The organism is Streptomyces niphimycinicus (assembly GCF_018883605.1).
Classification (GTDB): domain Bacteria; phylum Actinomycetota; class Actinomycetes; order Streptomycetales; family Streptomycetaceae; genus Streptomyces; species Streptomyces niphimycinicus.
Map to the genome: position 1 here is coordinate 20,655 of NZ_JAHLEM010000123.1, position 11,523 is coordinate 32,177.

Here is an 11,523-nt window from a genome sequence, read left to right on the forward strand (position 1 = left end):
CCGTACGCCCCGAGCCGCTCGCTCAGACATCCGCGCAAGCGGCTTGCCGCTCAGACATCCGCATACGCGGGTTGCCGCTCCGGCCGCGGATCATGCGTGTCCGGCTCGGCGCCGGGCGCCGGCGCCGAGGCCGGGCGGGTGCCGCGGAGGTATACGGCCCAGGTGACCGCGGAGCATACGGCGTAGAAGGCGAGGAAGGAGACGAAGGCGGGAGTGCCGGAGTGGGCGCGGGCGAACGACTCCCGGAAGACGAGGTTGATCCCGAGCCCGCCGAGCGCGCCGACCGCCCCGATCAGCCCCATCGCCGCGCCCGAGAGCCGCCGCCCGTAGGAGGCGGCCTCCTCGCCCGCGAGGCCCCGGGCGAGGGCCTTGGCCTGGAAGATGCCGGGGATCATCTTGAAGGTGGCGCCGTTGCCGAGCCCGCTGAGGACGAAGAGGGCGATGAAGCCGGTGAGGAAGACGGGCAGGGACTTCTGCGCGGAGGCGTAGACGACCACGAGGGTCGCGGCGGCCATTGCGGCGAAGTTCCACAGGGTGATCTTCGCGCCGCCGTGGGCGTCGGCGAGCCGCCCGCCGACGGGGCGGATGAGCGAGCCGAGCAGCGGTCCGATGAAGGTGAGCGAGGCGGCCTGGAGCGGGGTGCGGTCGAACTGGTTCTGGAGCACCAGGCCGAAGGCGAAGCTGTAGCCGATGAACGAGCCGAAGGTGCCGATGTAGAGCAGCGACATGATCCAGGTGTGGGCGTCCCGCGCCGCTTCCTTGGCCGCCCCGGAGTCGTTGCGCACCGGCGCCAGGTTGTCCATGAACAGCGCCGAGAGCACCGCCGCGACCACGATCAGCGGGATGTAGACGGCGAGCACGAGCCGCGGATGGGCCGCCCCGGCGGTGCCGATGACCAGCAGCCCGATCAACTGGATCACGGGCACGCCGATATTGCCGCCGCCCGCGTTGAGCCCGAGCGCCCAGCCCTTCTTCCTGAGCGGATAGAAGGAGTTGATGTTGGTCATGGACGAGGCGAAGTTGCCGCCGCCGACCCCGGTGAGCGCCGCGACCACCATGAAGGTGGTGTAGGAGGTCCCGGGCTCCATCACCACGGCGGCGGCGACCGCGGGTACGAGCAGCGTCGCCGCGCTGATGATCGTCCAGTTGCGCCCGCCGAACCGCGCGACGGCGAAGGTGTACGGGACCCGAAGGATCCCGCCGACCAGCGTGGGCATGGCCACCAGGAAGAACTTCCCGGCCGCGTCGACGCCGTACTCCGGCCCCATGAACAGGACCATCACCGACCACAGGCTCCAGATGGAGAACCCGATGTGCTCGGAGAGGATCGAGAAGACCAGATTCCGGGTGGCGATCCGCTCCCCCTTCTCCCTCCAGAAGGTCTCGTCCTCCGGGTCCCACTGCTCGATCCAGCGGCCCCCCTCGCGTGCGGCGGTGGTGGTCGGGGCAGTCATCACGCCTCCACAGTTCTCGGTGTCGCTGCCCGACGGTAGGGACGGCGCATTACCGCGCTGTGGCGGCAGGTGACACGGACGAAACCTTGCACTCACCTGCGGGGGCGGGGGTCGGTGAGGGGTTTTCCGGGGGCCTCGGGGTGCTGGGGCCGTGGGCCGGGATGCCGGGGCCCGGGCACTCGGGCACGGGCCCGGGCACTCGGGCACTCGGGCACGGGCCCGGGCACTCCGGGACCCCGAGCCCCCCGGAACCCCAGGGATTCCCTCATGCGGTGGAGTCGTGGCCATCGCATACGCGACGCGAGATATCGCCCGGTACCGTACGCGGTGCACCGCCCGCCCGCCCCGCCGGAGGATCGCATGAGCAGCCAGCCGGACCACCCGCACGACCCGGTGGTGCCACAACCCGCCAGCACACCGGAGGCGCTGCGCGCGACAGTGGCGCAGGTCGCCCCTGGGTCCCTGGCCGCCTTCGACGCCGAGCGCGCCGAAGCGGTGCGGCAGGCCCGCGCCGATGTGAGCGCGGCCCCGCTGCGCCGCTTCACCCGGCAATGGGCGGTCAATGTGGCGATCGCGCGCCACCCGGCGCGCGCTGCCCGTCTCCGTAAGTTGGAAGCGCTGATCGCGGAAACGGACGACCTCGTCCAGGCTCGCGAGGCCGCCACGGAGGTCGGCCGGATCCTGGACGCCGCGTTCGCCGAGGCCGGGCTGAAGCGAGGAGACGCGTGAGCGACGCATGGCGCTGGGAGTACGACCCGGACGAAGCGCACGTCGTCGCCGGGCTGCCCGGCCACGTGATCAGCGAGGTCGAACGCCTCGCACATGAACTGGTCGACCTCGCCGACCTGGGCGTCGACGTCGCCGATATCGGCAAGGGTCCTCAGCCGGGTGTCCCGGGTGGGCTGCGCCGTCTCGGTATCGGCGGGGATGGCTGGCTGTACTTCCTGGCCATGCCACGCCTGCGGCTCATCGTCATCACGCGCGTCATTCCGCCGTACGAAGATCTCTGATTCAGCCCGCCTCCGGGTGTGGCAGCCAGGCGCCTGGTGGGCGGGCGAGCCAGTCGGATGTGGTGGCGAGCGTGCGGGCCGCGGCGTGGAGGGCGTCCAGGCCGGGGTGGCGCAGGTCGCGGCGCCAGAGCAGGGAGACCGGGGAGAGCGGGACCGGGTCGGTGAGGGGGCGTAGCACCGTGCCGGGGAGGTGGATGAACACCTCGCTGGCCAGCACCGACCAGCGGCGCTTGGTCACCACCCGGATGAACTCCTCGTCCCCCTCGATCTCCGGGAACGGCTCCGCCATCGCGATCCCGCGCCCCGCGAAGAGCTGTGCGGCCAGGTCGGTCCACTCGGTGGTGGTGGGGTTGCCCGCCGCCGCGTACAGGGTCTCGCCCGCGAGCGCGGCCAGCGGGATCTCCTCGAGCCCGGCCAGCGGATGGTCTTCGCGCAGGACCACGGCGATGCGCTCATAGCGGATGAGGCGGTGTTCCAGCCGGGCGAGTACGGCGGGGTCGAGGCCGTGGGCCCGGCCGAAGGAGACGTCGAGGCGGCCGGCGAGGAGTTCGGCGGCGGCCCCGGCCAGGCCGCTGTGGAAGCGGGCCACCAGTTCGGTCTCGGGGCCGAGGCGGTGCCGCGCCTCCGTCAGCACCTGGTTCCCCGTGCTCACCGGGGCGCCCACGTCCACCAGCAGCGGGCGGCGCTCGGCCCCGCTGAAGGCCGCCGCCAGGTCGTCCTGGGCCTGGAGCACCCGCCGGGCGTACGGGAGCAGCCGCTCACCCGCGGCCGTGAGGGCGACCTGGCGGGTGGTGCGGACGAACAGCTCCGCGCCCAACTCCCGCTCCAGGCGCCGGATGTCGCGGCTGAGGGCCTGCTGGGCGACGTAGAGGCGAGCTGCGGCGCGGGTGAAGTGCAGTTCGTCGGCGACGGCGGTGAAGGCGCGCAGCAGGCGCGGTTCGATGTCCCGGTTCACGCGCACCATGGTGACCGACGCGATTCTCGATCCTTCACCCGCTCGGCATTGACAACGGATATGCGTGAATGGGCCCGGATCAGGTGTTGGACCGGCCCCGGGCGGCCCCGGGACCGTATTGGGGTGATCCTCTTCCTCGCCTCCCGGCCCGTCGTGCCGCGTCCTTCCCGCCCCGCCTCCCGCCCCGGCGCCGCCCCCACCCCGCCGCGCCGCCGGTCACCGCTCGCCCCGTACCGCCGGCTCTTCGCCGCCCCCGGCGCGCTCGCCTTCACGCTCGCGGCCCTCGTCGGACGGCTGCCGGGCTCGATGCTCGGCGTCTCCACGGTGCTGATGATCGCCACGGTGCGGGACTCGTACGCGCTCGCGGGCGCCGTCTCGGCGGCCGGAGTCGCGGTGACGGCGCTCGCGGGGCCGCTGCTGGGGCGGCTGGTCGACCGGTACGGGCAGGCCAGGGTCGCGGTCCCCGCCGCCCTCGTCTTCGTGGCCGGGGCGACCGCCATGGTGCTGTGCGTCCACTTCGGCGCCCCGGCCTGGACGCTGTTCTGCTGCGCGGCGGGCTCGTCCGGCGTGCCCGCCCTGGGCGCGATGACCCGCGCCCGCTGGGCCGCGCTGCACCGCGACGACCCGGCCGCCCGGCACACCGCCGCCTCCTTCGAACAGGTCGTGGACGAGGTCTGCTTCATGGCCGGGCCCGCGCTGGCCATGGTGCTGTGCACGGCGGTGCTCCCCGAGGCGGGGCTGGTCACGGCGGCGGCGCTGCTGCTCACCGGCACCCTGCTGTTCGCCGCCCAGCGCCGCACCGAACCGGCGCCGGAACCGCACGCCGCCCGGGGCCGCCTGCTCCTCACCCCCGCTCTGCGGGTCGTCCTGTTGACCTTTCTCGCGACCGGCGCGGTCTTCGGCTCGATGGAGGTGGCGACGGTCGCCGCCGTCGGCGCGTACGGGGGCTCCACGGCGAGCAGCGCCGTCCTCGCCCTCCAGGCCGCCGGTTCCTGCGCCGCCGGGCTGGTCTTCGGAGCGCTGCCACCGCGCGGTACGGCCGGAGGGCGCCTGGTGGCGGGCGTGGCCGCGATGGCCCTGGCCGTCCTCCCGCTCCTGACCGCCCAGAGCCTGGCCGCCCTCGCCCCGCTGCTCTTCCTGGCGGGCATGGCCACGGCCCCCACGATGATCAACGGCATGACCCTGGTGCACCGGCTGCTCCCGGCCGCCCGCCTCAACGAGGGGATGACCACCGTGTACACCGGTCTGCTCATCGGCATCTCCACGGGCGCCGCGGTGGGCGGCTGGACGGTGGACCATCTGGCCCCCACCTCGGCCTACCTCACCCCGGCGCTGGCGGCGGCGCTCGCCTTCGCCATCGCCTGGTCGGGGCGGGGTTGGCTGCGGGCCCCGCTACGGTCCGTACCGCACGCACACGACTCGGAGGGCCGGCCATGACCACTCGTGGCCGTGGTGAACGAGGCCCAGGAGGCCACAGCCACATGACCGAGCCGGGTGTCACGACCCGTCCGCCTCCGCCAGGAAGGGCACAAGCAGCGACAGCAAGGGGCCCGGTTGCTCCTCGGGGAGGTAGTGGCCGCTGTCGTCGATCACGGCACCGCGGGTCGCCGGGGCGACCTGGCCGAGGCTGTGGAGAGGGGCCGGGCCGCCGGCCCGGCCGCAGCCGACGGCCAGGGTGGGCATCGGCAGCCGGGTGCGGGCGAGTTCGGTGAGGGCGGCGGTGTCGGCGGGGGCGTTGCGGTAGTACGCGAAGCCGTTGGCCAGCCGACCCGGCCGGGTGTAGGTGTGCAGATAGGTGTCGACATCGGCGGGGCTGATGGCCCCGCTCTCCATGGCGTGCGCGTAGAAGTGCTCCAGCAGGATCCGCTCCCGGCCCTCCGCCAGCTTCTCCGCGAGACCGGGCACCGAGAAGAAGCCGAAGTGCCAGAGCCCGGCGCGGGCGATCAGCTCGCTCAGCCCAAAGCCGTGCAGCGGCACGGCGAGCAGGGTGAAGCTGCGGACATGGGCGGGGTGGGCGGCGGCCCACGCATAGCCGATGGGGCCGCCCAGATCGTGGCCGACGACATGGACCCGGTCCAGGCCCAGTTCGGCGCGCCAGGCGTCGAGGAGGTCGGCGGCGATCCGGACGCCCTGGCCACGCGGGGAGGAGCCCGAGTCGCCGAGGCCCGGCAGGTCCACCGCGAACACCTCGTGGTCGCGGGCGAGTCCGGGGATCACCTTGCGCCAGGCGTACCAGGTCTGCGGCCAGCCGTGGAGCAGGACGACGGGGGTTCCCGACCCGGCCGACCCCGCCCGCACCCAGTGCAGCCTCACGCCCTCGATCGTCGTCTCGCGGTGCTCTTGGTGCTCTTGGTGTTCTCGGTGCTCTTGATGTTCTCGGTGTTCTCGGTGTTCTCGCGTCGCGTTCATGCGGGCCAGTCGAGCACCGGCACACCGGTATTTTCTTCTTTGATATATGAGAGATGAAGGGATTATTCGCGATCGGATATAGGCTTGGCTCATGGAGCTGCGCCATCTGCGCTATGCGCTCACCCTCTCCGAGCACGCCCACTTCGGCCGCGCCGCCGCCGCGCTGGGCATTCGGCAGCCCCCGCTGTCCCAGCAGATCAAGGCGCTGGAGACCGAGTTGGGCGTACGGCTCTTCGACCGCACCGGGCACGGGGTGCGGCCCACCGCCGCGGGTGAGGCGTTTCTGGCCCGGGCCCGGCAGGTGCTGGACCACCTCGACCTCGCCGTACGGGACGCGGCCGACGCCGGCCGGGGCGAGACCGGTTCGCTCGCCATCGGCTTCCTCGGCACCGCGCTGGCCGCCGTGCTGCCCGAGGTGCTCACCGCCTTCCGGACCCGCCGCCCGCAGGTCCGGCTGGAGCTGCGCGAACTCCCCAGCGCCCGGCAGATCGAGGCGCTGCTGGACGGCAGCCTGGACATCGGGGTCATCTGCGGCCCGCCGCCCGCATCCACCCGGCGGCGGCTGAGCACCCTTCCGCTGGGCCGCGAGACCCTGGTGGCGGCGGTGCCGTCCGGCCATCCGCTGACCGGTGCCGCGTCCGTGCCCGTACGGGCGCTGGACGGCGAACCGCTGATCCTCTCCTCGCGGCAGGCCGAGCCCGCCGCCGCTGATGTGGCGCTCGCCGTATGCCGCGCCGCCGGGGTCGAGCCGAGGATCGCGCATGAGGCGCACAATCTGCACACCCTGCTCGGGCTGGTCGCCTGCGGGCTGGGAATCGGCATCGGACCGGCGGGGATGCGGCGGTTCCGGCATGTGGGGGTGACCCTGCTGCCGCTGGAACCGGCCGCCGCCGGGCTGGAGTTCCACCTCGCGCATCGCTTCGGACCGGTACCGAGCGCCCTGGGCGCCTTCCTCCGCACGGTCCGCCAGGTCCATCGGGACTGAGCCCGGAAACGCGACCCCCGCGCCCGTTCCAGCCCGTTTTGTCAACGGACGGCCAGACCACCGACATCTGGAACGCCGACGGCGGCACCGCCACCGAACAGGCGTACAAGAACGTCCCGTTCTTCCTCACCGACGCGGGCTACGGCGTCTTCGTCGACCACCCCGGACGGGTGTCCTTTGAAGTCGGTTCGGAGGCGGTCTCCCGGGTCCAGTTCAGCGCCGAGGACCAGGAGCTCACGCCACCTTCACCGTCGTACGGGACGGGGCGGAGCTGCGCGCCGAGGCCACCGGCACCTCGCGCCCTGGCGGCTGGAGGTGGCCGGCGGCGCGGCGGCGGACGCGGCGGCGGGGACACGTGTGCTGACGTTGCCGGTGCCACAGCCGTAAGCAGGTCGGAGGAGGTCCGCTACGGTTCGGGCAGCGCCCCGAAGGGGCGCGGGGGTGTGTCGATGTGCGGCGCCGCGGCTGTGTCGATGCGCGGCTCCGCCGCGTGGGACCAGCCACGACGGCGCCGCAGTCGGCCGACGACGCATCGCGACGCTTCCAGCGGAGCGCTCAGCCGCAGCGGCTGCGGCTCAGCAGCTCCGGGGCTTGCTCCAGGAACACTCGCGTCCGGCGTCGGCCGTGGCGGCCGTGGCGCCCCGTACGGCACGAGGCCGCACCGCCTCCGCATGGCCCCCGCCGGACTTCGCGAGCGTCACCACGATCGCGTCCTCCAGGCCCTTCACCGAGTCCGCGAGGTAGTTGTTGAGGACGACGCTGTAGACCAGCTCCCTGCCGTCCGCGTCGGTGACATAGCCGGAGAGCGCGGAGGCGCCGGTCAGGGAGCCGGTCTTGCCGCGTGCGTTGCCGGCCGCCGGGGTGGAGCACATCCGCGTCCGCAGCGTGCCGCCCACGAACCGGTCGGGTGCGCAGGCCACCGGCAGCGAGGCGTACCAGTCGGCGTACCAGGGCTCGTCGCGCACCGACAGCAGCAGCTCGCTGAGGCGCCCGGCCGCGATGTTGTCCATCCGGGACAGCCCCGAGCCGTCGACCTGGCGCACCGCGCCGGTGTCCACGCCCTGCTTCTTCAGCCAGTCGGCGATGGCGCCGAGCCCCGCGTCCCAGGTGCCGCGACCGGCCGTCGCATAGCCGATGGCCTTGGTGAGCGCCTCGGCGTGGATGTTGTTGGACAGCTTCATGAAGGGGATCAGCAGTTCCTTGAGCGGCATGGACCGGTGGGCGGCGAGCGTCCGGGCGTCCGCCGGAGCGGCCCGGCCCAGGCGGGTGGGCCCGGCCACCCGGACGCCGTGCCGGTGGAGGGCGTCGGCGAAGACCGAGGCGGCGTAGCCGGTGGGCTCCCAGACGCTGACCCACTCCTTGGCGGTCGCCGCCCCGGCCGGAATCGCGCCGCTGACGGTGATGGTGTTGGAGCCGTGCCCGCGCTCGACGGTGAGGCCGCCGCTTCCGGTGGTCGCGCGGTTGTCGATCCGTACGTAGGAGTTCGGCGGCGTGACGGTGACCTTCGGCCGGTCACCGGCGGCCGTGCCCGGGGCGACCTCGACGATGACGCTGCCCGCGTCGTAGTCGGTGTCGGGGGCGAGGGTCAGCGCGGAGATCTGCGCCGCGTAGTACGCGGACTCGTCGTCGGCCGCCCAGGAGCGGCCCACCCGCTGCGCGTCGAAGCGGGTGTCATCGGCGACCAGCCGCCCGGTGACCTTGGTGATCCCCGCGTCGGCGACGCCCTTGGCCAAGCGGTCGTAGTCCCCCGCGAGCATCGTGGGATCGCCGGTGCCGCGCAGATACAGATCGCCCCGGAGCGTACGGCCGTGGCGGCTGCCGTCGGCCAGCACATCGGTGCCGAAGCGGTGGTCGGGGCCGAGCAGCCCCATGGCGGCGGCCGAGGTGAACAGCTTGGTGTTGGAGGCGGGCATCAGCCGGTCATCTGCCCGGTGCCGGTAGAGGGCGGCGCCGGAATCGGCGTCGGCGACCACCACCCCGGCCGCGCCGCCCTTCAGCAGGGGGTCGGCGAGGATGGTGTCGAGGGCGTCGCCGATCCCGGCGCGGGAGGTGTCCGCACCGGCAGGCGAGCTCCAGGTGAGGGTGCAGGCGAGTCCGATGACGAGGGGCCAGATCCAGCCGCTCACACGACGCTTCATGGGTCTGCTCATGTCACGGGAGGATCCCGCACCCCGTCATTTCGCGACAGAGCGCGCGGCCGGCAACCGAAGCTCCGGACCAACGCGTCTCCTGTGGCGAGCGGGGGATGCGAACACGACGAGAGGCGGTTCATCGATGGCCGTGCCCGGAGCCGATCTGCTGTGTATCGCGGTCGGCCTGCTCATCTACGCCTGCGCCGTCCGCGACATCCGGCTGGTGCGGCGGCTGCGTCGCGAGGGGCTCCGCACGGAGGGGCTGGTGGTCGCCAACATCGTGGACCGCCGGGACGACGGCGCGACCCAGACGCCGGTCATTCGGTTCCACGACCACCAGGGCTACCTGGTGGAGTTCAAGACCGCGATCCAGGGCGTGGGGATGGGGCTGGCGACCGGCCGGAGAGTGGGCGTGGTGTACCTCCCGGGCAGCTCGCACAAGGCGCGGGTGGACATGCGGCGCCAGATGGTGGGCCCGGCTTTGGGCATGACCCTGATCGGATCGATCTTCTTCGGCCTCGGCCTGGTGATCGCCTTCATCTGACCGTCGCCCAACGGCGCGGCGCTGCGGCCGGCCGTCAGGCGGGCGTCGTCGTGAGCGCGAGGCTTTCGGGGAGGGCGGCGACGGCCTGGCGGAGGCGGGCGGCCAGTTCCTCCGTGGTGGGCGGCTCGTCACGTACCGCGTCAGCCACCTCACCTGCCTGCGCCACCCAACTCGCCAGCGCCCCGTGGAACGCGGCGACGAGCATGTCCACCGCCAGCCGCGGCCGGAGGTCGCCCCGCGCCCCGAGGCCGAACCGGCGGTGCAGGATCGCCAGCGCCTCCTGCGTGGTGGCCTCGCAGAACTGGAGGCCGTGCGCGCCCATCGAGGGCGTCCGCTCGGCCAGCCGCCTGCTGAGCAGCATCCGCCGGGCCCAGCCCTCGTCGTCCATCCGCTCCAGCGCGGCCAGCAGCGCGTCCCGCCCCAGCTCCACCACCGGCAGCGCGCCCGGGTCCGCTGTCTCCAGCTCCTCCAGGAAGGCCCGCCACAGGTCCTGGTCGGGGGCCATCGCGACATCTTCCTTGCTGGTGAAGGTGCGGAAGAAGGTGCGCTTGGAGACCTCCACCTCCTCGCACAGCTCATCCAGCGTCACCCCGCCGAAGCCGCGCCGGGTGAACAGCTCCAGCGCGGTGTCTATCAGCGCCTGACGGGTGCGCCGCTTCTTGCGTTCGCGCAGTGAGGAGTTGGGAGCGGCAGTCACGGCGGAAAGTGTAACCGTCACCGATGACGCCACTTGCGCGCGTTTGCCACTCAGTGGCATAACTGTGATCGCCACCCTTCATCGAAAGGCGAACCGCCATGCGCGCCCTGCTCGTTGACCACTCCGCCCCCTCCGGCCTCCGCCTCGGCGAGGCCGCCGACCCCGAACCCGCCCCCCACCAGGCCCTGGTCCGGGTGACCGCCACCTCCCTCAACTACGGCGAGGTCGCCCACCGGACCGAGGCCCCCGAGGGCACCGTGCTGGGCTGGGACGCCGCCGGAGTGGTCGAGCGCGCCGCCGCCGACGGCTCCGGACCTGCCGCCGGAACCCCCGTCGTCACCCTGGGCGCGGACGGCGGCTGGGCGGAACTGCGCGCGGTGGACACCGCGATGCTCGGCGTCCCGCCCACCGGCGCCGACCCCGGCGCGATCAGCACCATCCCGGTCGCGGGCGGCAGCGCCCTGCGCGCCCTGCGCCGGATCGGCGACACCCTCGGCCGCCGCATCCTGATCACGGGCGCCACCGGCGGCGTCGGCCGCTACGCCGTCCAGCTCGCCCGGCTCGGCGGCGCCCATGTCATCGCCTCCACCGGCGACCCGGCCACCCACGGCGACGGCCTGCGGACACTGGGCGCCCACCAGGTGGTCAAGGACCCGACGGAGATCGACGAGCCGGTGCACGGAGTGGTCGACAACGTCGGCGGACCCCAGCTCGTAGCGGCATACGACAAACTCGCCGCACACGGCACCCTGGTCTCCGTCGGCCATGTCACGGGCCAGCCCGAGACCTTCCCCTTCGGCGCCCTCTCCGGCAACGAAGGCCGCCACGACCGCTCGATCGTCACCTTCTACCTACTGGACGGCGCCGACATCGGCCCCGACCTCGGCTGGCTCGCGGAGCGCGTCGCGACGGGCGACCTGGACCCCCAGATCACCTGGCGCGGCGGCTGGGACCGGGCCGAGGAGGCCGTCACCGCCCTGCTGGACCGCCGCCTCCACGGCAAGGCGGTCCTGGACATCGGCTGAAGCGCGTCAGTGACGGCCCCGGTCGTCTGCCACGGAGGAAGCAGACGACCGGGCCCCAGGTCGGTCCAGCCCCGGCCCGCCCCTGAGCATCAGGACACGAGGCGGACGGCGACCTCAGGACCGCTTGAAGCGGTGGGGATTGTTGTGGTCGCGGTGGCGGGGGCACTGGCACGGCGGCCACGCCTGCCCCATCGAGTAGATGTCGCTCTTTTCTCCTGCGAGGACGGCCACTATCGCTCTCCGCGCGGTGACGATCCCGTCGTGCGCCATGGTGTAGACGCGCATCGTCATCTTCGGCCGTTCGTCCCGAGC

At 73.0% G+C, this 11,523-nt stretch carries 12 protein-coding genes and 1 pseudogene; 7 read left to right on the plus strand and 6 right to left on the minus strand.

Features of this window, described 5'->3' with window-relative positions; all coding sequences use genetic code 11:
* Positions 1-50 precede the first annotated feature (50 nt).
* Positions 51-1,454, minus strand: a complete 1,404-nt coding sequence (locus KN815_RS13690; RefSeq protein WP_216342130.1) for a nitrate/nitrite transporter — start codon at positions 1,452-1,454, stop codon at positions 51-53.
* Positions 1,455-1,814: 360 nt separating this feature from the next.
* Between KN815_RS13690 and KN815_RS13695 the strand changes: the two genes are divergently transcribed.
* Together KN815_RS13695 and KN815_RS13700 are read left to right on the plus strand one after the other, a co-directional pair.
* A complete protein-coding gene (locus tag KN815_RS13695) occupies positions 1,815-2,183 on the plus strand; it encodes a hypothetical protein (protein WP_216342132.1) in 369 nt (122 codons plus the stop codon).
* Positions 2,180-2,464 carry a hypothetical protein gene (locus KN815_RS13700; protein ID WP_216342133.1) on the plus strand — a complete coding sequence of 95 codons (285 nt, stop codon included), beginning with the start codon at positions 2,180-2,182 and terminating at the stop codon, positions 2,462-2,464. The genes KN815_RS13695 and KN815_RS13700 overlap by 4 nt, the downstream gene beginning before the upstream one ends.
* Before the next feature lies 1 nt (position 2,465).
* Here the strand turns inward: KN815_RS13700 and KN815_RS13705 are convergent, their stop codons facing one another.
* Positions 2,466-3,428 (minus strand): LysR family transcriptional regulator, encoded by a 963-nt coding sequence (locus KN815_RS13705; protein WP_216342134.1) that lies wholly within the window; start codon positions 3,426-3,428, stop codon positions 2,466-2,468.
* Positions 3,429-3,542: 114 nt separating this feature from the next.
* Between KN815_RS13705 and KN815_RS13710 the strand changes: the two genes are divergently transcribed.
* A complete protein-coding gene (locus tag KN815_RS13710) occupies positions 3,543-4,856 on the plus strand; it encodes an MFS transporter (protein ID WP_216342136.1) in 1,314 nt (437 codons plus the stop codon).
* 60 nt (positions 4,857-4,916) lie between these two features.
* On the opposite strand, the gene KN815_RS13715 is transcribed toward KN815_RS13710, so the two are convergent.
* The gene (locus tag KN815_RS13715; protein ID WP_301184576.1) at positions 4,917-5,921 is read right to left on the minus strand and encodes an alpha/beta fold hydrolase; all 1,005 of its coding nucleotides are present in this window, start codon (positions 5,919-5,921) and stop codon (positions 4,917-4,919) included.
* Between KN815_RS13715 and KN815_RS13720 the strand changes: the two genes are divergently transcribed.
* Both KN815_RS13720 and KN815_RS13725 read left to right on the plus strand, forming a co-directional pair.
* Entirely contained in the window at positions 5,920-6,813 is an 894-nt protein-coding gene (locus tag KN815_RS13720; protein WP_216342140.1) for a LysR family transcriptional regulator, read from the plus strand. The genes KN815_RS13715 and KN815_RS13720 overlap by 2 nt on opposite strands.
* A 50-nt stretch (positions 6,814-6,863) precedes the next feature.
* Positions 6,864-7,052 (plus strand): annotated as a pseudogene (locus KN815_RS13725) (hypothetical protein); the annotation flags it as partial.
* 336 nt (positions 7,053-7,388) lie between these two features.
* On the opposite strand, the gene dacB reads toward KN815_RS13725, so the two are convergent.
* Positions 7,389-8,963, minus strand: a complete 1,575-nt coding sequence (dacB, locus tag KN815_RS13730) for a D-alanyl-D-alanine carboxypeptidase/D-alanyl-D-alanine endopeptidase (protein ID WP_216342142.1) — start codon at positions 8,961-8,963, stop codon at positions 7,389-7,391.
* Positions 8,964-9,087: 124 nt separating this feature from the next.
* On the opposite strand from dacB, the gene KN815_RS13735 reads away from it, so the two are divergent.
* A complete protein-coding gene (locus KN815_RS13735) occupies positions 9,088-9,489 on the plus strand; it encodes a DUF3592 domain-containing protein (RefSeq protein ID WP_216342144.1) in 402 nt (133 codons plus the stop codon).
* Positions 9,490-9,523: 34 nt separating this feature from the next.
* Here KN815_RS13735 and KN815_RS13740 read toward each other — a convergent pair whose 3' ends face one another.
* Positions 9,524-10,186, minus strand: coding sequence for a TetR/AcrR family transcriptional regulator (locus tag KN815_RS13740; protein ID WP_253208958.1), 663 nt, complete (start codon positions 10,184-10,186; stop codon positions 9,524-9,526).
* Positions 10,187-10,284: 98 nt separating this feature from the next.
* On the opposite strand from KN815_RS13740, the gene KN815_RS13745 reads away from it, so the two are divergent.
* Positions 10,285-11,211 (plus strand): zinc-binding dehydrogenase, encoded by a 927-nt coding sequence (locus tag KN815_RS13745; RefSeq protein ID WP_216342146.1) that lies wholly within the window; start codon positions 10,285-10,287, stop codon positions 11,209-11,211.
* A 114-nt stretch (positions 11,212-11,325) separates the two neighbouring features.
* Here KN815_RS13745 and KN815_RS13750 read toward each other — a convergent pair.
* Positions 11,326-11,523 (minus strand): hypothetical protein (locus KN815_RS13750; protein WP_216342148.1); only part of this gene is annotated, 198 nt, incomplete at its 5' end.